The organism is Paenisporosarcina cavernae (assembly GCF_003595195.1).
GTDB lineage: Bacteria > Bacillota > Bacilli > Bacillales_A > Planococcaceae > Paenisporosarcina > Paenisporosarcina cavernae.
In genome coordinates this window covers 699,003-720,205 of the sequence record NZ_CP032418.1, presented here as the reverse complement: position 1 = coordinate 720,205, position 21,203 = coordinate 699,003, and the positions used below count along the sequence as shown (strand labels likewise).

General features: G+C 43.4%; 18 protein-coding genes. 5 read left to right on the top strand and 13 right to left on the bottom strand.

Annotated features, from left to right (window positions below; translation table 11 throughout):
• Positions 1 to 45: 45 nt before the first annotated feature.
• Positions 46 to 816 carry an alpha/beta fold hydrolase gene (locus D3873_RS03610; protein ID WP_119882743.1) on the bottom strand — a complete coding sequence of 257 codons (771 nt, stop codon included), beginning with the start codon at positions 814 to 816 and terminating at the stop codon, positions 46 to 48.
• Positions 817 to 947: 131 nt separating this feature from the next.
• Here D3873_RS03610 and D3873_RS03605 point away from each other — a divergent pair, with 131 nt between their 5' ends.
• The 3 genes from D3873_RS03605 (at position 948) to D3873_RS03595 (ending at position 4,051) form a co-directional block, all read left to right on the top strand.
• Positions 948 to 1,757: a Cof-type HAD-IIB family hydrolase gene (locus D3873_RS03605; RefSeq protein WP_119882742.1), complete on the top strand. Its 810-nt coding sequence runs from the start codon at positions 948 to 950 to the stop codon at positions 1,755 to 1,757.
• Between the two features lie 27 nt (positions 1,758 to 1,784).
• The gene (locus D3873_RS03600; protein ID WP_119882741.1) at positions 1,785 to 2,636 is read left to right on the top strand and encodes a DegV family protein; all 852 of its coding nucleotides are present in this window, start codon (positions 1,785 to 1,787) and stop codon (positions 2,634 to 2,636) included.
• A gap of 92 nt (positions 2,637 to 2,728) precedes the next feature.
• Positions 2,729 to 4,051, top strand: a complete 1,323-nt coding sequence (locus tag D3873_RS03595; protein ID WP_119882740.1) for a CoA-disulfide reductase — start codon at positions 2,729 to 2,731, stop codon at positions 4,049 to 4,051.
• Positions 4,052 to 4,631: 580 nt separating this feature from the next.
• Here the strand turns inward: D3873_RS03595 and D3873_RS03590 are convergent.
• The 8 genes from D3873_RS03590 to D3873_RS03555 form a co-directional block, all read right to left on the bottom strand.
• Positions 4,632 to 5,942, bottom strand: coding sequence for an alpha-amylase family glycosyl hydrolase (locus tag D3873_RS03590; RefSeq protein ID WP_119882739.1), 1,311 nt, complete (start codon positions 5,940 to 5,942; stop codon positions 4,632 to 4,634).
• 170 nt (positions 5,943 to 6,112) lie between these two features.
• Positions 6,113 to 6,487 carry a YisL family protein gene (locus D3873_RS03585; RefSeq protein WP_119882738.1) on the bottom strand — a complete coding sequence of 125 codons (375 nt, stop codon included), beginning with the start codon at positions 6,485 to 6,487 and terminating at the stop codon, positions 6,113 to 6,115.
• Between the two features lie 69 nt (positions 6,488 to 6,556).
• Positions 6,557 to 7,714: a DUF418 domain-containing protein gene (locus tag D3873_RS03580; protein WP_119882737.1), complete on the bottom strand. Its 1,158-nt coding sequence runs from the start codon at positions 7,712 to 7,714 to the stop codon at positions 6,557 to 6,559.
• Between the two features lie 7 nt (positions 7,715 to 7,721).
• Positions 7,722 to 11,414, bottom strand: coding sequence for a helicase-exonuclease AddAB subunit AddA (gene addA, locus D3873_RS03575; protein WP_119884468.1), 3,693 nt, complete (start codon positions 11,412 to 11,414; stop codon positions 7,722 to 7,724).
• Complete coding sequence (gene addB / locus D3873_RS03570; protein ID WP_119882736.1) at positions 11,401 to 14,895, bottom strand: helicase-exonuclease AddAB subunit AddB; 3,495 nt, start codon at positions 14,893 to 14,895, stop codon at positions 11,401 to 11,403. The genes addA and addB overlap by 14 nt, the downstream gene beginning before the upstream one ends.
• A 311-nt stretch (positions 14,896 to 15,206) precedes the next feature.
• On the bottom strand, positions 15,207 to 15,701 hold the full coding sequence (locus D3873_RS03565) for an immunoglobulin-like domain-containing protein (protein WP_119882735.1): 495 nt from the start codon (positions 15,699 to 15,701) through the stop codon (positions 15,207 to 15,209).
• A gap of 106 nt (positions 15,702 to 15,807) precedes the next feature.
• Positions 15,808 to 16,368, bottom strand: a complete 561-nt coding sequence (lepB, locus tag D3873_RS03560; RefSeq protein ID WP_119882734.1) for a signal peptidase I — start codon at positions 16,366 to 16,368, stop codon at positions 15,808 to 15,810.
• Positions 16,369 to 17,001 (bottom strand): TVP38/TMEM64 family protein, encoded by a 633-nt coding sequence (locus tag D3873_RS03555; protein WP_119884467.1) that lies wholly within the window; start codon positions 16,999 to 17,001, stop codon positions 16,369 to 16,371. It abuts the gene before it with no gap.
• Positions 17,002 to 17,095: 94 nt separating this feature from the next.
• Here D3873_RS03555 and D3873_RS03550 point away from each other — a divergent pair, with 94 nt between their 5' ends.
• Both D3873_RS03550 and D3873_RS03545 read left to right on the top strand, forming a co-directional pair.
• Positions 17,096 to 17,794 (top strand): AzlC family ABC transporter permease, encoded by a 699-nt coding sequence (locus D3873_RS03550; protein ID WP_119882733.1) that lies wholly within the window; start codon positions 17,096 to 17,098, stop codon positions 17,792 to 17,794.
• Positions 17,791 to 18,090 (top strand): AzlD domain-containing protein, encoded by a 300-nt coding sequence (locus tag D3873_RS03545; protein WP_119882732.1) that lies wholly within the window; start codon positions 17,791 to 17,793, stop codon positions 18,088 to 18,090. Before D3873_RS03550 ends, D3873_RS03545 begins: the two co-directional genes overlap by 4 nt.
• Before the next feature lie 799 nt (positions 18,091 to 18,889).
• Here the strand turns inward: D3873_RS03545 and D3873_RS03535 are convergent.
• Genes D3873_RS03535 through D3873_RS03520 form a run of 4 tightly spaced genes read right to left on the bottom strand, consistent with a single transcriptional unit; the run spans position 18,890 to position 21,147 of the window.
• Entirely contained in the window at positions 18,890 to 19,237 is a 348-nt protein-coding gene (locus D3873_RS03535; RefSeq protein ID WP_119882730.1) for a rhodanese-like domain-containing protein, read from the bottom strand.
• 11 nt (positions 19,238 to 19,248) lie between these two features.
• The gene (locus D3873_RS03530) at positions 19,249 to 19,509 is read right to left on the bottom strand and encodes a metal-sensitive transcriptional regulator (protein WP_119882729.1); all 261 of its coding nucleotides are present in this window, start codon (positions 19,507 to 19,509) and stop codon (positions 19,249 to 19,251) included.
• Between the two features lie 16 nt (positions 19,510 to 19,525).
• Positions 19,526 to 19,759 (bottom strand): glutaredoxin family protein, encoded by a 234-nt coding sequence (locus D3873_RS03525; RefSeq protein ID WP_119882728.1) that lies wholly within the window; start codon positions 19,757 to 19,759, stop codon positions 19,526 to 19,528.
• On the bottom strand, positions 19,759 to 21,147 hold the full coding sequence (locus D3873_RS03520; protein ID WP_119882727.1) for an MBL fold metallo-hydrolase: 1,389 nt from the start codon (positions 21,145 to 21,147) through the stop codon (positions 19,759 to 19,761). Before D3873_RS03520 ends, D3873_RS03525 begins: the two co-directional genes overlap by 1 nt.
• Positions 21,148 to 21,203 lie beyond the last annotated feature (56 nt).

Here is a 21,203-nt window from a genome sequence, read left to right as displayed (position 1 = left end):
ACTACCCCTTTCCAAGTCTTCTCCCCTCAGTGTACCAAGCTTTCGCTACTCGGACAAATGTTCTGCAAGAAAATCGACCGAAGCAAGCATCCCAGCACGAGAGACAGCGTGTCCAGCCATCCGGTCTCGCATAAATTGCCATTTCGATTCCTCTGGATAACGCTCTTTCATTGCTTGGAAGAAATGGTGGGTCGGCGCAAACGGTACAACGGTATCTTGCTCACCGTGCCAGAAAAAGACTGGTCGATTCGCTAATTTCTCACTTTGTTTCGTTAAATCAAAGCGCTCTAGTGCGGTAAATATACCTTTTCGTTCCACGTCGGTAATCGGTAATTTAAATCCTCGATTTTCAAATTGTGCAATTTGTGCTTTCGCAAGCTCGACATATCCTGGGGAACCCATCATAACAGCCGCTGCATCAATCCATGGGTACGCGGTAAGAGCGCCAAGTGTTTCGATTCCACCCATTGAAGTGCCAGCTAGCCCAAACGGAGTGGACTCATCAGCTAACCCTTGCTCCATCAATTTCGTGCGAATGGCAGGGATTTCTTCTAACGTAGTTAACACGATTTCCCAAAATCGTAACGAGAGCTGCACTTCATCTAAGTTTTCGCTACGCTCTCCGTGTAAGTGCGCATCTGGCAATAAAACACGAAATCCTTTATTCGCCAAATTGTACGCGTAATGTAAGTTATGTTCCTTCGCACTTGTAAAACCATGTAAAAAGAGTACGGTTGGACGTTTCGGGTAATCCTCTTCACTGTTCACAATATGTAAAATCGGGATTCCATTCCAATGCAAGCTTTCAACTAACATCCTGACACTTCCTTTTTTTCTACTATTAATATCCTAGCAAAGCTTTCACTCAAATTCAAAATTGGCACAAACTTTTGACGAACGAAATAGGGAAAGCTACACTTAGTATAGGTATGAAAGGAGTTACGACAATGCAACCACATTTAATTGTACTCGACTTAGACGGAACGTTATTAACAGATGAAAAAGTTATATCAGAAAAGACATTACGCACACTTCAACAAGCGAAACAAGCGGGACATGAAGTGATGATCGCGACGGGACGACCATTCCGAGCGAGTGAAATTTATTACCAACAACTAGGATTATCGACCCCAATCGTGAATTTTAACGGGGCATTTGTGCACAACCCTTCGAACCGAAATTGGGCTATCAAACATGAACCAATTGATTTGAACGTTGTCAATGAAGTAATTGATGCTGTACATGACTATAAATTCTTTAACATTATTGCCGAGGTGAAGGATGATGTATACCTTCATTATCACGATGAAAAATTACTCGATATTTTTAGTTTCGGCAATCCAAACGTGACAACGGGAGATATCCGAACATATTTAAAACACGATCCCACATCCCTTCTCATTCACGCAGATGAAATGGAAGTACCTTCTATTCGTCAACATTTAGAAGATGTTCACGCGGAAGTCATTGATCATCGCCGTTGGGGTGCTCCGTGGCATGTGATTGAAATCGTTCGCTCCGGGTTGAATAAAGCCGTAGGAATTGGACATGTTCATCATGAGTTAAATATTCCGAAAGAACGCATTATTGCTTTTGGTGACGAAGATAACGATTTAGAAATGCTTGATTATGCAGGAATCGGTGTAGCCATGGGTAATGCAATAGCGCCGTTGAAGTCGATTGCAAATGAAGTAACTTCTTCGAATAATGAAGATGGTATTGCAGACTTCCTTATCGAACGGTTAAAATTGGAATAGTTAGTTAATTGGTTAGGGGCGAAATACATGAGATTATTTGCAGATAGCGCGTGCGATTTACCGAAATCGTTTTACGAAACAAACAACGTAACGCTCGTTCCTCTACGTGTTCATTTAGAAGACAAAGAATATATGGACGTGGAAACGATTGATTCAAAAGAAGTGTTTGAGGCAATTCGTCGAGGTGTCCAGCCGAAAACATCTCAAGCTTCTCCTGAACAATTTTTTCAGTTGTTCGAAGAGCTTGCAAAATCTGGAGAAGAAGGCTTTTACTTAGCTTTTTCATCCGAACTTTCTGGTACGCATAATACCGCGGTGATGATTCGAGAGCAATTAAAAGAAGACTATCCGGAATTAAAGTTGACGATCGTCGATTCAAGAGCTGCTTCGCTCGGATACGGAATGCTCGTAAAAGAAGCTGTAAAACTTCGTAATGCCGGCGAATCTTCTGTAAGAATGGAAGAAATTTTACGTGAAAAGTTAGCGCATCTAGAATCTATCGTTATCGTAGAAGACTTGGATTATATGGCTCGCGGTGGACGTATTTCCAAATCGAGCGCGTTTGTTGGTGGTTTATTAAACATCAAACCCATCATCCACATGGAAGACGGAAAACTCGTTCCGATTGAAAAGCTTCGTGGCCGTAAAAAAGCGATGAAGCGCGTACTCGATATTATGGAAGAACGCGGAGAACGTCTGAACGAACAAACCATTGGCATTTGCCACGGAGATGACCTTCAAGCGGCGAATGAATTAAAAGAGTTAATCGAAGAAACGTTCCATCCAAATAATATTGAAATTGAAATGATTGGCTCCGCAGTCGGTGCACATACTGGCCCAAGTACACTAGCCGTCTTTTTCCAAAATAAGTTGAGTTAAACTACTACCCCATTTTCCGTTCGCTTATCGAACGCGAATCTGGGGTATATTTTTTTAGAGAAGAAAAAACGGAATACTGGAGGAAATTTAGCATGAAGAAAATCGTGATCGTTGGTGCAGTGGCAGGCGGAGCAACTGCTGCCTCCCAAATTCGTCGGTTAGATGAAACAGCTGAAATTATCGTATTCGATAAACAAGACGTCATGTCATATGCAGCGTGTGGAATGCCTTACTATTTAGGTGGAACGGTAAAAAAACGGTCGCATTTAATTGCGACCACACCTGAAAAATTTAAAACAGAAAAAAGTATCGACGTCCGTCTGCAGCATGAAGTGCTTTCCATTCATCGTGACCAAAAAATCGTACGCGTAATAGATGGTATAACTGGTAATGAAACAGAAGAGTCTTATGATGTGTTAATCCTCTCCACTGGTGGAATCGCTAAAATCCCCAAACTAAAAGGACTTGACCGTATTCCACACTTCACTTTACGAACGCTCGACGAAATGGATGCTATCGACTCATTTATTACCGAAAACCAGCCGAAAAATGCCGTATTACTAGGCGGTGGGTTTACTGGAATGGAAATGGCCGAAAACTTAACAGAACGTGGCGTCCAAGTGACGATGATTGAACGAAACGACCGTATGTTTCACATACTAGACCCAGAAGCATCGAACCTAGTGGAAAAAGAACTCACTAAAAATGGCGTGCAATTTTATTTAGAAGAAGAGATTGCGCACATTGACGAGAAAAGCATCACATTAACTTCTGGCAAAAAACTCAATGCCGATTTCTTACTCATTAATATTGGGATCACCGCGAACAACTCACTCGCTAAAGAAGCCGGAATTCACATAGGACCAACAGGCGGCATTCAAACGAACGGTTTTCTTCAAACAAATGACCCGGACATTTATGCAGTAGGAGACGTCATTGAAAATATTGACTTCATCACTCATTTACCGAAACAACTTGCTCTCGCATGGCCTGCTCATCGACAAGCCTACATAGTCGCCAAACACCTGTGCGGAGAAGCAATTCCATTCAAAGGTTTCCTAGGAACTGCCATCAGTAAATTATTCGATATCACGATTGCCATGACAGGACTAAGTAAAGAAAATGCTGAACAAGCGAACATTCCATTTAAAACGATTAAACAAACAAGCAAATCAAATGCTGGCTACTATCCACACGGCGACTTATTACTCGTCGTCCACTATCACGAAAAAACGCACAAAATCATCGGTGCCCAAGTGATTGGGGAAAAGGGTGCTGACAAACGAATCGATGTTCTTTCCACTGCAATCTACGCCGGGCTAACCGTCGATGACCTAGAAGAATTGGAACTAGCATATTCCCCGCCTTATTCTTCACCTAAAGATCCAGTGAACATGATTGGGTACAAAGCATAATTTATAGGAATGACTTTCCTTCGGGAAGGTCATTTTTTTTATGGGATTTTAAGGCGATGATTTTCGACGCGCCGAAAAACTTCCTTTAGTAGTTAAAGGGGCGTTTTGCGGACGTATAACGGTCAAATGGAAGTTATTATGTTTCAGAGATTGTTAATACGTTGGATGCTCTATAAGCTAAAACTTGCATTCTATGGGCTCCGAACCCTGTTCTATGGGTGAAAATTTCATTCTATGGTTGATTTCGTACGTTCTATGGGTGAAAATTTCATTCTATGGGCAATTTCGCACATTCTTTGGGCGATTTCGCTCGTTCTATGGGCGCAAACTGTAAGGTGCGTTTTGCGGACGCAAAACGGTCAAATGGAAGTACTATATTTCAGAGATTGTTAATACATTGGATGCTCTATAAGCGAAAAACACTGTTCTATCGGCGCGAGACCCCTTTCTATCAGCGCGGCACGAGCTTCTATCAGTGTAGATTTCATTTTATTGGCGTTCACGCTCGTGTTATCAGCGCAAACCGATCCAACAATATCGACACACTACAAACAAAAAAATCCCGATAACCTATACTAGGTTACCGAGATTCCTTTGTGCGGTTTTTGCCTTTTTTCCAAACTAGATAGATGAAGACCATAAAGAGTACGTATACGCCAGCGAGTGCTACGAGGTAGCCCGTGTTTAAACCGCGTCGATCTTCCACGTAAAAGAATTCGACTAATTCGCGGTCTAACACAACAGGGTATTTTCCATTGTCTTGTGAACGGATAATGTCACTCTCGAACATTCCACGAAGCTCTTTTTTCTCTCCTATATCTTCCGAAGACACCGTATATTTCTTCGTTTCCGAAGAATTATTAATGACAACAATCCACGTTTCTTCGTCGTTCCAACGCTTCAATACAACGAATCCATCTTCTTCATGTAAGATGTCGATGTTTCCGGTTTGAAGGGCTTCTGACTGTCCACGTAGTTTTTGAATTTTTGTTAAATAGTCGATAATTTCTTCTTCTGTTTTAAAGTTCATATACTGATGCGATTCAGCTTCTGTTTTCCCATTCATCGCAATTTCTGTTCCGTATGTCATCGTCGGAATACCAGGCAGTGCCATCATGGCTCCTAACGCGACTTTAATTCGAGTTGGAGGAAACATGTTTTCTTCTGCAGACTGCGCGGTAAAACGTTCACTTGTCAGTGTATCGATGGCTTGCACAGCTTCCGGATTAGTCGCAACCTTTGCCCACTGAGCCAGTGGGAGATCTACGGTGCGGAAAGCATCTTGCCAAGTCGAGACAGTGTCCGAAACAGGGAAAATTGACACCCGTGACGACTGTTGGATCGCCGCGACAACTTCTTCCCTTAGCGGTTTCTGCTCTTCATTCGCCAACGTAACACGCACACCGTCTATGTCATATTTCGCTAAAAACGCCGAGTAGGCGCTAATGACGTTGTCGAGATTTTCGGTTGTGACACCAGCAAGTGGTAAGTCGACGATGATCGCCATGTTTTTCGTATGGGCTGCGTCAAGCAGTTGCTCGAACTGTTCGTCTGTTCCAAAGCGTGGCTCTAGCTCTCCGTAGTTCGTGATGTTGCTGCCATTGTATGTGTCTGTTTCAAAAACCGGTCCGATGGAGACTGCGGTAAAGCCCATGTCTTGAATGTAGCTTAACTTGTCCGTGACACCTTGAAAGTCACCACCAAAGAATTTCGATGGGTCTTGTGTGTTCACGTCCACATTATTTTGCGGGTTTGCATCGTTAAAGCGGTCGACAAGTAGGTCATAGACACTTTCTGTCGATAGATTCTCGTTAAGTTCGTTTGCGGCAGCTGGTGTTTGAAGAACGATAACTGCGAGCAACGTACAAGCGAGGAGCGTAGTTTTTTTCATTATAGTTCATCCTTATGTTGCAGGTAGCGCTTGGCGTCCTGCACTTGTTTCTCTGTCAGTATTTCTGTGTGATCTGTCGCGTCGCGGGTTGCGCTAAGTGCGAAAAGTATGAGCAAAAGTGCGATTAAGATGACAAAGAAAATACCTATCAAGCGAGTTCTCCCCTTTCGTTACGCGAGGAAGTGAAGTCCCATTGGCAGTTTGAATCCTAGGAACATGGTGACGAATAAAATAACAAATAGTAAGATCCAGAAAACAGTCGTTGCTTTTTGTTTTTTCATGCGTGCTAAAATCATTTCCATCATACCGATGATTAAGATTCCGCCTAAAAATTTAAAACCGTATAGCATGCCCATGTTGTAGTCCATGCCTTTCATAAATAACGCAAGGCCAGTCAAAATGATCAAAATGTAGTCTACTCGTAAAATCATTTGCGTGATTTTTTGTCCTTTGGAGCCGTTTGTTAAAACAACTGCGACGAAGAACAGGATAAGTCCGATTACCCACGTTGTGATATGTAGGTGTGTGCTTGCTAAAAAGTCCATTATAGTCACCTCTATTAGTTTAATGTGTCATTTTTATCGTACCACAGTTTATCGAAATGTCTGTGAATATTACATGAACGTCTGATAGGAGAGTTTTCGCCATACTTTTTCAAGCGGCCCGTACATGAATTTGCTAAACCATAATTGCGCAAAGATGAGCTGTAAAATGAAAATTCCAATGGCGATCATCGTTCCTGCAAGGACGTCTACTTTTCCGTACAATCCGAAGCCATATGAATAAAAAAGTGTCGTGGCAATCAGCGACTGCATGATGTAAATCGTAAGGGACATTCTGCCTGCTAGTGCGACGGAATGAAAGACCTTCTGGAATACACGAATGCTTGTAAGAAACGCGATGATTCCTGCATAGGCGACTGCTTGAAGTGGACCACCAAAAATATCTTGAATATATACCGTAAAAATGGAATCGCCTAACGTATAAGGAAGAAATTTTATAAACGTTCCGGCAGCGAGTCCAACAAAAATTAGCGTGATCCAAATTGCTTTTCTTTCCGAAAAACGTTCCAATAATTGCGTCTTTCTTGCGACAACACCTAGCAACACATACGGCAAAATGATCGTTGGGATTAAGTGAAACAAGCCCCATCCATTCGTGTAGATCCAGTCATCAATTCGTTGCGAGAAAATATCAGCAAACGATCCGAGTCCATATGCAGAAATCGAATCCTGGAGTTCTTGCACTGCTGCGTATTGAGACGGATCGACGCCTCCCATTTGTTCTCCTAGATAAAGGAGTGCTGCTAGTCCCACGTTTGGAAGTGCGTAAAGTGCAAGCGCTATACCGAGTAAAAACCGCCAGCTTAGTCGTAGCAATCCAAGAACTAGGAATCCTGCAAGCGCGTACGTCAGTAAAATATCTCCGTTCCAAATGAGGAACGCATGGATGAGTCCAAAGCCAAGTAACACAAGCATTCGGCGTACGCCAAATCTCCAAAACACGTCGCCTCTCGCAGTGGCACGTTCATATTGAATGGCAATCCCGTAACCGAAAATCATCGAGAACAGCGGATACACACTTCCTTGTACCCACTGATCAATAAACGAAAAAGCCGCAATGTCTTCTGGTGTTTGGTACCACGAATACGGATTAATGTATAAAAATGGCGAGTGAAAAACGAGCATATTTACAAGGAAAATCCCAAGTAACGAAAATCCTCTCATCATATCGAGCGAGTGAATACGCTCTTCGCGTGACACTGGTTGCATAGTAAGTCTACTCCTTCAGTTGTAACGTTTTGCCTGTGTCAAACAAGTAAAGAATGGTTTCTGCGAATGAAATGCCGGTGATTTCTTCCCAAGCTTTTGCATATAACTTCAACTGCATCCCATACCGGACATTCATTTCCCGGGAAATAGAAGCGTCGGTCATAAAGACCCCGCCTACTCGGTCCGTCTTATAATCAATTAACAACCATTTCCCATCGTTTGTTTCCACGACTGCATCGATAATCCCTTGAAGGATTTGTGTGTCCTCGTCTCCTGCATCAAGTGCATGCGTAAACGGAATTTCGCGTAAAACGCGTTTTGCGTTTCGCATCGTATCTGCTAAATCAGACTGTAAAAATACTTGTAATTGCTCGATGGACACAGCATCTGCTTCCGCACGTGTTAAAATCGCGCGTGAGACGAGATGGTCAATAAACGTACGAAGTTCTCCCGCTTCTGCTGGTAGTGATAACGGCAAGTGTTGCATCACACTATGCATCGCGGTACCGCGTTCTGCTGAAGATAACGAGCGAGCCGATTCTTGTAAGAAGCTCGGCCTTGGCACGACGACTTCCATCGCATCTTTAACTTGAGCAGCTCGGAAAAATTCAGGTTCTTCTTCTTTTTGAAGCTGAGATAACCGTTTTAATTCACTGACGGATTGTTTCGAACGCTTAGTTGTTGAACTATCAAAATCGTAACGATACGATAGTTTTCGTGCAATTTCTGCTGACGCGTCGTTTCCGTTTGATGGCAGAGGGGTTTCGACCTTGCGGGTAACGTCCACATAATCTCCTTGAAAATCACTAGCTGCAACAGTTTCAAACGACCATTTAGACGGATGCATGACACGATGATCAACCGAACCTCCTCGCCATTTCGCAAAGTCCATGTGCCGTGATACGGCAGGTCCAATCCAATCAAAAAATCCTTTTGCCCGAGCACGAATATAACTAGGCAACATGTCTTCTGCCGTTTGACTTGCTTGTTCCCAGTTGGACAACGTTTTATCCAGTTTCCCTACAGTTCCAAGAAGCACTAACTTCTCTTTTGCGCGTGTCATTGCTACATAGAGAACTCGCATTTCTTCTGCTTTTAATTCCATTTGCTTTTTCTCTTTCATCGCTAAATATGGAAGCGACGTATACGTGATTCGCTGATCGGGGTCAATTGCTTTAACCGCCAGTCCAAAATGCTGGTCAAACAAATACGAACCGTTAAAGTCCATTTGATTAAACTGTTTGCCAAGACCTGCGACAAATACATACGGAAACTCGAGACCTTTGGATGCATGAATTGTCATTAACCGAACGACATTTTCCTTCTCGCTAATAGCACGAGCGGCACCTAAATCGTCCCCTCGTTTTCGCATCCGATCCACAAATCGCAGGAAGCGAAACAATCCACGAAACGATGTTTTTTCATACGATAAAGCGCGGTCATGGAGCGCACGGAGATTGGCTTGTCGCTGTTTGCCATTTGGCATCGCACCGACCATATCATAGTAAAACGTGTCTTCATAAATCACATGAATTAAATCTGCCAGCGAACCTCTACGTGCCATATCACGCCATTTGGAAAAATGGAGTAAAAAACGTTGCAACTTTTCCGCTGTTTCTAATCGAATACCTGATTTTTCAGATGCAATAAATGCTGTTAACGCCTCGTAAAAACTTGCCTTCGGATCACTTAACCGAATGAGCGACAACTCCGATTCCGTTAACCCGACAAATGGCGACCGCAATACAGATGCAAGCGGAATATCTTGATACGGATTATCAATCACCCGAAGCACATTTAACACAATCATCACTTCAATCGCGTCAAAATACCCTTTGGATAACTCCGCATATAACGGTATCCCCGCTTGTTTAAACTCTTCTGCGAAGTCAGCAGAACTCGTCATCGATCGTGATAAAATCACAATATCGCGATACTCAAGAAGGCGCGTTTTTCCGCTCCACGCATCTGTTACGACAGCACCACTATCCATCCATTCTTGAATTTTTCGAATCATATATCGCGCTTCAACTTGTGCTTTTTTTAACTCTTCTTCTTGCACTACTTCAACCGGCGCATCCTCATCCGCTTCTTCCTCTTCCGTATGCAGCACGACCACTTCCACGGGCTCGTCTTTTTCGGAATACGGCGCAGCGGGTTTCAGTGCGGCTGCATCATCATAGTCGATTTCCCCTACTTGTTGACTCATGATTTGGCTGAAAATGAAGTTCGTTCCTTGCAAGACTTCTGCTCGACTTCTAAAATTCGCATTTAAGTCGATTTTCGTCCCCGACGTCATAGGTTCTTCTGTAAACGTGCGGTACTTCGTTAAAAAGAGCATGGGTTCTGCTAAGCGGAACCGGTAAATGGACTGCTTGACATCTCCTACCATAAAGAGGTTTCCATTTTCTTCGTTTCCGCTTTTAATGAGCTGTAAAATACTTTCTTGCAAAATATTCGTATCTTGGTACTCATCGACTAACACTTCGTGAAACTGTTTCCGGTACGTCATCGCAATATCAGAAGGCTCGAGGATCCCATTTTCTTCTTTTGACAAAATCGCTAACGCCAAATGTTCTAAATCAGAAAAATCGAGTAATCCTTTTTCGCGTTTTTTCGCTTCATACGTGTTGCCGAATGCGTCCGTTAACGCCGCGAGTGTCACCATCAGTGGATACATCGAGCGAATTTCATCTAACAAACGGGCTGGACGTCTTGCGTAATACGCTTCCATCATTCCGGTAAATTTCTTTTTCACGGCATTTCGAATGTCTTGTGCTTGTTTTTTTATCTCGTCGTCACACGATCCTTTTTTCACCGATTTTAATTTTGCAAAAGCGGCTGTTTCCATGAACGTATGGGCATCTTCCCAGGGTGCCGTTGTCACGATTTCGTGTGCAGCTTGAAGAAGTGCCGTGTCGTTTTGAAGTGTTTCTTCATACGCAGCCGGTCCTTCTGGGCTTAAGGCCAGTTGTAATGCATCGTGTGTCATCGCCAGACACTCTTCGATACTTCTTCCGATTGCCGATTTTACTTCTACCACGTAAGGCAAATCGTCAATTGTCATCATCGGATCAACTTCGTATGCTTCAGGTATGGAAGCGATATAACCCTTTGGATCCGGGGTCACGCGTGACGCTTCGTAAAGCTTTGCGATCAGTGTTTCGACTAATTGATCGTCACGATCTGATGAAAAAGCGTCTACTAGTCGGTACACTGCATCTGGATTTGAAGAGCCATACGCTTCTTCTAACACTGTCGCAAGTACTTCATCTTTTAAAAGCGCAGCTTCTGTTTCATTGGCCAAGCGAAAGCCGGGATCAATATCGAGCACATACGCATACGTTTTCACAACGGATAAACAAAAAGAATGGAGCGTGGAAATATGTGCTTTATTTAATAGCTGCAATTGTCTACGCAAATGACTCGACGTCGGATTCGCCGCAATCGCTTTTTCAAGCGCTTCCGCTAACCGGTGTCGCATTTCTGCCGCTGAAGCATTCGTAAATGTCACGACGAGTAGTTCGTCTACATCGACCGGGTTATTCGATCGAAGCATTTTTTCAATCAGTCGTTGAATAAGTACAGCCGTTTTCCCAGAACCTGCGGCAGCCGAAACAAGAAGGTCCGTTCCTTCTGCGTAAATTGCTTTCCACTGTGCATCTGTCCACGTCGCATCGACTGGTTTAGTTGGAATCATCACGTGTTCGGACCTCCTTTCGAATTTTCGCTGTCGCATCCTCGTCCTTTAATGGAGCTAACGAACGATAATGTTGATGCGGATCTGTCGGGTCAAACTGACATACACTCCGGAACTGACAGTAATCGCACGCTGTTTTGTTTTTTATGCGAGCTGGCAACACCGCAGTATTACCAGCAAGCATTTCTTCACCGGCTTGTTGGTGTTTTTTCCGCGTAAACGTCCGTAAATGCTCCATATCTTCCGTCGAAACAACACTCGAAGAATGGTACGACAATGTATCATCCGTTTTCACATATGCCGGAATAATCGTCGAATGACCTGCAAGTTCCGTATCCATTTCGCGTAACACGTCCACATTATCGATTAACAAACCACGCATTTTAAACTTCTTCAATACGTCCTCTTCCACCACGTCTTCTTTGGCTTCTTGCGTCACCGCAAGCATCGGGTTATGCACGTGGACATACAACACGCCTGCAGGATCTGCTTCAACGGACAATAACTCTTTAGCATGACTTGTTGCGACGTCTAAATACGTCAGCATTTGTAGGCTTAGTCCGTAGTACACATCTGCTATATCTAATTTCTTTGCACTCGATTTGTAATCGACAATGCGTAAATACGTTTTATCGCCTATTTTGTGCGCATCAATTCGGTCAATACGACCACGAAGTCGAATTTTTTTACCGTGTTGCAACTGTAATTCAAGTGGAGGCAACTGCTCGCCAAATCCAAACCCAGCTTCAATTGCCACCGGTTGAAAATTCGATACTTTCGCATGTTCTTTTAATGTCCGCATTGTTCGCTGCAAAATTTGCACAAGCTTCCGTTGGATATACAAATGACGTTTCGTGCTCAGTAAAATTTGATGCACAAAATAAGGAGAAATCGCGTCAACTGCTTGCCTCGCTAATTCCCAAGCTTCTTCAGTTGAAAGCGACGCCCATGAACGATTGAGCCGCTTCGTTTCATTGCCAATCCATTTTAATGCTTCGTGGAATAAATCACCGATTGCAGGTGCTTCTAATCGGTACTCTTCGCGTTCGCTTAAACGCAGACCGTACGCCGCAAAATGGGCAAACGCACAATTGAAATACTTTTCCACACGAGACACACTCGATGAAATCGTTTCCCCGTAAAGTGCGGTCGTCGTTTCTTCGGGCAACTTTTCTGCTTGTCGATCCTCCCGTAGCGGTTTCGTCACAAACGCTAACGTATCCCGCCATAACGGATCCGCTTCTAAATAAGAAGCAAGTGCTGCCCATTCTCCGTTTGAGTCCTCTTGCCACGTTTCTTCTCGCATTCTACTTGCGATATAGGCAATAGAAGTTCTCGCATGTTCAAAATAATTCAACGCATTCGTAGATAATTCAGCAGGTTGAATAACCGCCGTTTCGAACGGGAGTCCATGTAACAGCTGTTGCATTCGCTTAATATATGTCGAAGGTAACAACGCCTTTCCTTCTTCATCCGCTAACGGATACGAGAAATACAATCGGTGAGATGCAGTAGATACCGCTCGGTACATCACGTACTGTTCGTCCATTAACCGCATTTTAGAAGTAGGTGCAAGTTCCACACCTAATTGCGATAACCACTCCCTGTCTGCATCCGACAGTAACCCATCTTGTTCCACACGTTTTGGAAAGACTCCGTCGTTAACACCAATAACAAACGCTGCCTTTACATTCGAAAGGCGCGACAAATCAACCGTCCCGACCGACACTTGGTCTACAGATGGTGGAATACGGGAAAATTCGAGTTGATCAAACCCTTCTTCTAATAGCGCGACGAATTCCTCTAGCGGCTTTTTCTCCTCGCCAAATAACAACACAAACTGATCGAGTACCGTGATCCAGGCATTCCATGCTTGTTCGTGATCTCCTGCTTCGATTAACAAATGATTGGCTTCATCTTCGTCTTTTCGATCGATTAATTTTTCATACAGCTGTAAGTCGCTTGCCATTTCAAACAAAGCAGTTGCCACGTCTTTACCCGTCGCACCCTCTGTTAATTTTTCCTTCAACGCCTCTATATAAGGATAAAACGTTGCTTTTACTTCTTCTATATCTGCTTGCATTGCTCGCTCTTCATCGGTTTGAAGTGACGTATGAAACTCCAGTCCACGATACCGCTTCACAAACCAGCGCTTGTCGTCTCCCCACCGGTCCCCATAAATACCGTGCGCTAGTAAAAAGTTTTCCAGTACATCGATTCGCTCTCGCCAAACCGTACGATTCGCACCCTTTGGAATAAATAAATCCGTTTTCAATGCGCGCATCACTGGCTCATACGCATAATTCGATGTCACCACTTCCATCACCGATCTCGCCCATTCAAGTAGTGGATGATGCAACATCGGCCGCTTTTCATTCACAAAAAGCGGAATATCATACTCCGGAAGCGTATTTCGAAGGAGAACATCGTAAATCTCTGTCTGTCTCGTCAAAATCGCAATATCTCGGTACCGATACCCTTCGTCTCGCACAAGACCCCGAATTTTCCTCGCAATCGCATGCACTTCTGCCCGACGATTTTCCGCTTCGATAATCGACACATCACCGGTTGCTTGTCTTTCTTCTGCAGGATACCGATGAAGTTCACGTTCTAAATGTAGAATATCCTCTGAATGAAAGCGAGTGGTTCCTTGCAACGAAATGGTTTCTTCGATCGCAATTCCATTTTCCCTAGCGAGTGCACGTAATTTCTCTGCCGTCACAGCAGCAGTATGAAAAATCGACTGCTCATCAGACATATCTGCCTGCACATCTTCCATTGGAAGCGCGATCGTCACACGCTTCGCACACTTCATCAACTCACCTAGTAGCTCGCGTTCACGCGTCGTCATCGACACAAACCCGTCGACATACACCTCCGCATCACGTAGCTCATCCGACAAATGCATCGACTGTTGCAACAACCGCACATACCCTTGACTATCAACATGCGTTGTCCCAAGACGATCTTCCACTTCCGTCATAATGAGCGCAACATCTCGAAGCTTTTGCTTGAGCGACTCCGGAGCATCCAACTTCTCCACATCGTCTTTCATTGCCAAAAACACATCGGTCTCCACGCAGTACCGCTGCATCTCGCGTAGCAATTCCTCCAACTGTTCTGTAAAACCCCGTTTCGTCGCTGCTAAACGGAACAACGACAACGACTCGCGATTCTCCTCTAAAATCTTTCGAAGCAACATTCGGTAGCCATACCCCGACACTTCCTGCTTACTAATGCCGCCAACTTCCTGCAAAATGCGCCAAGCTAAACGCTTAAACGTCGACACTTGCGCGCGCACAATCCCGTGCATCCCGCGGCTAGTCGACAAACTCTTCTCCGCCGTAAACGTCATCTGATCCGGCACAATCAGGAAAATCGCCTTCCCTAACGGATCTACCTGACAGCGCTCCGCGATTTCTTGGCGAATGAAACTCGATTTCCCTGCTCCTGCACGACCTGTGACCAATCTGAGCGTCATTGGCTTTTCCCCCTTTTTACGTCCTACATCTTTCTTCCATTGTACCGTTAATCAGAACATATGTCCTCTTTTTACTCGAACCGACAAGCGTATTTTTGTTCTGGCTTACTCCATCAAAAAAGCTCACTAATACTGGGTTTTCTACTGCATCCTGGGAGTTAATTGACACAAACTCGCAGTTATTTTACGTAACGACACAGTTAGTTGACGCAAATCGAAGTTAGTAGACGTAATCGAAAGTTAACTTACGCAATTCGAATCTGGCGACAAAAATAAAACAACGAGCAGGAAATGATTCCTCTCGCTATTTTTTACTCAATCGTAAATTCCGCTGCGAGATAGCTTTTGTCATACCCACCAGCTTCAAACGTTAGCAATATACTTTTCACCATACGATAATCCCCTGGTTCCATCTCTCCGTAAAAATCATTCCAACTAATCTTCCATTCTTTCTTGTCATGAGGGTCTAATTGATAACCAATGGCATTAAATCCCCAATTCCCTTCAACCAGAATAGGAAGTTGCGTCCACTTATCATTCACTTTTTTCTCTAGCCAATAATCTTCTCCATATGTATACTCTTCATCCGTCGTATTTTCGAACACAATCGTTACACCTGTTGCAGAAATCGAGTCCTTTTTTACTTCCATTGTTACACCTTCCACATCATTTACCGTTGTAAACGAAGTTGGTTCCCCAGCTTTCGGTTCTGAAGGTTCTTGCGCTTCTTCTTTAGAATCGGAGCATCCTGTCATCATACTCAAGCTTATGAGACTAGCAATCAACATCCACATGCCCTTTTTCATTCCAACACTCCTCTGTTTCCTTTTGACAAGTATACGATACTTCCAGTCTATTTCCAGTAAGCAAATGGGACTAATCACGAAAAAAACCCGACCAAATCGGCCGAGGTTACGGAGTAAATCCTATTTTCATTTCTTTCATCGGCCAATAGCGCATGACCACTTTTCCAACGACATCTTCTTCCTCGACAAAACCAAATTTCCGACTATCCGTACTTTTCTTCCGGTTATCGCCTAGCACAAAATATTTCCCTGCCGGAACTTGATTCACATTTTCCAAGCCTTGTAAGGTAAAATCCTTTGTCCAATTGACATCTGGATGCACATACTGAACAAAATCTTCTAAATATGGTTCAGGCACTTCTTTGCCATTTATCCGCAACGTATCGTCGATACACTCAATCGTATCTCCTGGTACACCGATGATACGCTTCACGTAGTCTTCTGTTTCATTCGCATGAAACACAATTATATCACCGTGCTCCATAGATCCTACAGTGTACGATATTTTACTTACTAACAATTTATCTTGGTCTTCTAATGTTGGATTCATCGACTGGCCAGACACCGTATAATTTGTTACGAGAAAAGACCGAACAATGATGACAATAAGGACGCCAATGAGAATTGCTTTTGACCATTCCCACAGCTCTTTTTTCCAATCCGTCATCTATTCCTGCTCCTTCCTCGCCTCGCTTTCTTTCTGAATTTCTCGAAAGTCCGCCTCTACTTGTTTATTTAATCGATTCTCCACTTGTTTACCCACGAACCACAACAAAATAACAACAATTACCACAATTGCCGTCCGAATTGGTTGTGTGATTAACGCGCGGATATCGTACCCTACAAAACTGATCGTAAATATCATGACGAACTTTCCCGCCAAAAGGGTCCACAAATACGTATTTTTTCGCATATCGGATAACCCAGCCACTACATTCACAATAGCGGAAGGCGTAAACGGAAAGCATAACAGTAAAAAGAGCGGTCCAAAACCGTGCACTTCAATCCAATGAATTAACTTCTGCACTCGCTCATGGCGGACCAGCACTCGCATAAAGCGAGCCCGTCCATACTTACGGACAATTAAAAAGACAGCATACGAGCCCGTGACAACACCAGCCCACGAGATAAGAAACCCAAGCCAAAGACCATATGCACTCGCATTCGCAAACACAAAGATAAACAACGGCAAAAATGGGATAAATGCTTCTAAAAATGGCAATAAAAATCCGATAATTGGTCCAAGTGCGCGATATTCTTTCGTCAATTCTAGTAAATTCTCTGTTGTCAGCCAATCCATTCCGCTCACCTCAACCTCTTGCAAAATCCAACATTGTTTTAGCTCATTATACAGTTGTATACTGATGGAAAGAAAGAAAAAAGGGGCACACACCATGACATTTACTTCAGGCGTAAAAGCGGGAACATCAATTGCCATTGGCTATTTCCCAATCGCCATCACATTCGGTTTGCTCGCAAAAACAACTGGGCTCAGTATGATTGAAGCAACCGCGATGAGTCTTCTCGTCTTTGCAGGGGCTGCACAATATATTTCTCTTTCCCTACTTGCCAAAAGTGTCGATCCAACACTCATCATTCTCAACACATTCATCGTGAACATTCGCCATTTTTTAATGACTGCCTCGTTGAATGAAAAAATGGAACCCGCAGCCAGATGGAAAAAGGGATTGTATGCATTCGGAGTGACAGACGAAACATTTAGCGTCCTCGCAACACGAAAAGAATCGAAGCTTCCTACTGCCTTCGCAGCAGGCGTTATACTCATCAGCTACTCCAGTTGGGTCGTCTTCACCGCAGTCGGACATGTTATTGGAGACATTTTACCTGCATTCCTACAAGCAGCAATGGGCATAGCTCTTTACGCAATGTTCATTGGATTACTCGTTCCATCCATGAAAGAAAATCGCAAAGTTATTTGGCTCGCATTTACCGGAGCTGTCATACATATGTTTCTTTACTTTACTGGCTTACTATCTACCGGTTGGTCCATACTCGTCGCGACACTCCTTTCAGCCATCATCGTCGAAATATGGTACATCAACCTAGCAAAAAAGGAGGCGACTAACGGATGAATTATTGGATTATGTTACTCGGCATGGCACTCGTTACATACATTCCACGTGCGATCCCGCTCACCTTTTTAGAAGGAAAAGAACTCCCACCAGTTATCAGCGGTGTACTCAAAAACATCCCTTACGCCGTCCTTGGTGCACTCATCTTTCCGGCCATCCTCTTCATCAAAGAAGGCGATATCCTTTTTGGCATCATTGGAGCCATTGCTGCCTTTGCCCTCGCCTTCGCAGGAGCAAACGTCATCCTAGTGGTCATGGGCTCCATCGCAATACTTGCAGTAGTCAGCTACATCTAAATAAGAATTCGATCTTTTCTATTCAGTAGACTTTCGCTAGCGAAAGTCTTCCTTTTTTGCCCAAACGCAGATTTTCGGCCTGCCGAAAATCATCCTACTTGAAATTTCCCATAGAAATTAAAAAACTTCCCATAGACAGAAAAAATTTCCCATAGCAGCACACTAATTTCCCATAGAACACTTCAATTCGCCCATAGATTCTTATAAATTTTCCATAGACGAACTTTCCTATTAATTTTTCATCATCCTTAGTAGTTTAATTTCGCTACTATTCGAAAGTTAGCACCAGTGTTATTGCACAAAGATACTTACACCTTTTTCAACATGTCATTCTAAGAAGAACCACATTATGTACGAAGTAAAAACGATTGCAGTGTAAGACGGCGACAACCAGGGCCGAACAGAACGCCGCGTCCTGCGGCTGCTCGGCATGCAGAAATCCATGTCTTTGGATCAGCGAGCTGAAAATCCTTTCCAACGAGTGGAAGAAGTTGTAGCCGCGCCTCTTGAGCCGAAAAAACGCGACATCCTCGGCCATCAAATTCGCCGCGTCCTGCGGCATGTTGGCATGCAAACTTCCTTGTTTTGTCGCATTTCGGCATGCGAACATCCGTGTTCTTAAGCGTCTGTCTGAAACAAAATCGGCAACAAAAGGTTTAGAAATACAAAGATCGATAGATCTTTAAAAGTAACATTCTTTAAACAAAAAAGGTGCTATTCCCCCTGAACAAGGAATAGCACCACTAGTAAAACCTATCCGCACAATCTCCGACCACAGCATGCGAAAAAGTTTACTTTCCTACCACTGACTCATACCGCCGCGAACATTCACGACATTCGTAAAACCAGCCTTCTTCAATATACTTGCAGCGCGAGAACTGCGCATACCACTCTGACAAATCACATACGTTTCTTTCTCTTTATCCAACTGACCCAACTTCGAAGGAAGTTGATCCAATGGCATATTCTTAAACTCTTTAATATGACGTCCCTTATACTCTCCAGGAGTACGAACATCCACAAACTGCGCATTTTTATCGCTCAATTTGCTTTTCAAATCGCCCATACTAATAGACGACACACCTTTTGAAGGCATCATACGCCACACAATAAACGCGACAATCGCCAAAATAATAATCCATTCCATTTAAAAATCCCCTATCTCGACTTCATTAACAACTTCACAGCTTGTTGCACATGCTCATCCGTTGATTCGCCAGATTGTACACTTTCGCGTACACAGCGCTCCAAGTTTTCACTCACGACAAGTCCAACCGTACGATCGAGCGCACTTTTAATCGCACTAAGCTGCGTGACTACCTCGACACAATCTCGCTCTTCCTCAATCATTCGGAGTATTCCTTGTAGTTGTCCGTTTACGCGTTGAAGTCTGTTTTTTACTGATTTTGAGTACTCCATTATCATTCTCTCCTTCTTATTTTACGAGCTGAAGGACACGATTCGGGTCAAATCCAAGCACCCATTCACCGTTAATATTTGTTTGTGGTACGCCCATTTGACCCGTAGTTTCTACTAATTTTTGTGCCGCAACTGGATCTTGTTGCACATTCACTTCTGTGAATGAAATATTTTGTTGTTTTAAAAAGTTTTTCATCATGTCACAGTAAGGACATGTATTTGTTGAGTAAACCGTTACTGAATTTGTCATTATTTTTTTCCTCCTGATTTTTCATACGCTCCGTATCCACCAGCTAAATGTTTCACATGTTCAAAACCAAGTGATTTCAATACACTCGCACCAATTGCAGAGCGCGCACCACCTTGGCAATGCATTAATACTGGAGTATCTTTTGGCAACGTTGTTTCTCTTAATTTTCCTAAGAAATGGTGATGGGCGTCATCAATATGTCCATCGTTCCATTCTACATCATTACGCACGTCCATGACATAAGAGTTATCCATTTCTTCTTTGAACTGATCCACATCTACAGTGTCATACGATGTCACTTCTACTTCTGATAATAAAGAAGGAGAGACAAATGCCACTACATTATCCAAGTGAATTGATTGTAAAGCATCTACAATATCGGTGCGATTTGCTTCATCCGCAATGACAACAATTTTCTCGTCATACTTTACTAACCAACCAGCCCAGTTCGTGAACGCTTTGTTAAACGGAATGTTGATCGCGCCTTTTGCAAGCGTTTTTTCTGCAACACTAGCAGGACGAGTGTCTAACACAAATGTGTTGTCATCATTTAACGCTGCTTCAAATGCTGCTTTATCCGTCATTTCTGGAATGTGACGATCTTCTAAAATCGCTGGACCCATTTTGTTTACTTTCTTCATTTCTGCGAAGTAAACAGGTGCTTCTGGTTGATCTTTTAACAATTCAGCAACAAATGCAGCTTCATCTTCTTCTTTTAATGCCCAGTTAAATTGACGCTCATAACCTACTGTTGACGATGGAACGGCACCAAGTGATTTCCCACATGCAGAGCCTGCACCATGTCCTGGCCATACCATTAAATAATCTGGTAGTGCTTTGAAACGTTGAATGGAGTTGTACATTTGGCGAGCGCCTTTTTCAGCTGATTCTTTCACACCTGCTGCTTTTTCCAATAAATCCGGGCGTCCTATATCACCAACAAAGACGAAATCTCCGGTGAAAATTCCGAGTGGATTCGTTGCACCGCCCCCACGATCCGTTAACACAAACGAAATCGATTCTGGCGTGTGTCCTGGTGTGTGCATTACTTCAAAGTCGATATTCCCAATCGAGAATGTCGAGCCATCTTTTAACATCGTGACATCTAAGCCATCTGTATATTGGTATTTCCAATCTGCATCGCCTTCGTCAGATAAGTACAAATGAGCATTTGTATCATGTGCTAATTGGCGTGAACCGGAAACAAAATCCGCATGAATATGTGTTTCTGTTGCAGCTGTAATACGTAATCCTTCTTTTTTTGCGACTGCTTGAATTTCTGTTGAATCACGCGGTGGATCAATCACAATTGCTTCTCCTGTGCGCTGACAACCGATTAAATACGCATACTGTGCTAATTTTTCATCAAAAAATGAACGTAAATACATGAATGTATCCTCCTTGAAAATGAAGTATATCCTACTTTTCAAAATATACCCCTTCG

Excerpts from the sequence above, each read along its gene's own strand:
- D3873_RS03610 (WP_119882743.1), bottom strand. The coding sequence starts at position 816 with ATGTTAGTTGAAAGCTTGCATTGGAATGGAATCCCGATTTTACATATT.
- D3873_RS03605 (WP_119882742.1), top strand. The coding sequence starts at position 948 with ATGCAACCACATTTAATTGTACTCGACTTAGACGGAACGTTATTAACA.
- D3873_RS03600 (WP_119882741.1), top strand. The coding sequence starts at position 1,785 with ATGAGATTATTTGCAGATAGCGCGTGCGATTTACCGAAATCGTTTTAC.
- D3873_RS03595 (WP_119882740.1), top strand. The coding sequence starts at position 2,729 with ATGAAGAAAATCGTGATCGTTGGTGCAGTGGCAGGCGGAGCAACTGCT.
- D3873_RS03590 (WP_119882739.1), bottom strand. The coding sequence starts at position 5,942 with ATGAAAAAAACTACGCTCCTCGCTTGTACGTTGCTCGCAGTTATCGTT.
- D3873_RS03585 (WP_119882738.1), bottom strand. The coding sequence starts at position 6,487 with ATGGACTTTTTAGCAAGCACACACCTACATATCACAACGTGGGTAATC.
- D3873_RS03580 (WP_119882737.1), bottom strand. The coding sequence starts at position 7,714 with ATGCAACCAGTGTCACGCGAAGAGCGTATTCACTCGCTCGATATGATG.
- addA (WP_119884468.1), bottom strand. The coding sequence starts at position 11,414 with ATGATTCCAACTAAACCAGTCGATGCGACGTGGACAGATGCACAGTGG.
- addB (WP_119882736.1), bottom strand. The coding sequence starts at position 14,895 with ATGACGCTCAGATTGGTCACAGGTCGTGCAGGAGCAGGGAAATCGAGT.
- D3873_RS03565 (WP_119882735.1), bottom strand. The coding sequence starts at position 15,701 with ATGAAAAAGGGCATGTGGATGTTGATTGCTAGTCTCATAAGCTTGAGT.
- lepB (WP_119882734.1), bottom strand. The coding sequence starts at position 16,368 with ATGACGGATTGGAAAAAAGAGCTGTGGGAATGGTCAAAAGCAATTCTC.
- D3873_RS03555 (WP_119884467.1), bottom strand. The coding sequence starts at position 17,001 with ATGGATTGGCTGACAACAGAGAATTTACTAGAATTGACGAAAGAATAT.
- D3873_RS03550 (WP_119882733.1), top strand. The coding sequence starts at position 17,096 with ATGACATTTACTTCAGGCGTAAAAGCGGGAACATCAATTGCCATTGGC.
- D3873_RS03545 (WP_119882732.1), top strand. The coding sequence starts at position 17,791 with ATGAATTATTGGATTATGTTACTCGGCATGGCACTCGTTACATACATT.
- D3873_RS03535 (WP_119882730.1), bottom strand. The coding sequence starts at position 19,237 with ATGGAATGGATTATTATTTTGGCGATTGTCGCGTTTATTGTGTGGCGT.
- D3873_RS03530 (WP_119882729.1), bottom strand. The coding sequence starts at position 19,509 with ATGGAGTACTCAAAATCAGTAAAAAACAGACTTCAACGCGTAAACGGA.
- D3873_RS03525 (WP_119882728.1), bottom strand. The coding sequence starts at position 19,759 with ATGACAAATTCAGTAACGGTTTACTCAACAAATACATGTCCTTACTGT.
- D3873_RS03520 (WP_119882727.1), bottom strand. The coding sequence starts at position 21,147 with ATGTATTTACGTTCATTTTTTGATGAAAAATTAGCACAGTATGCGTAT.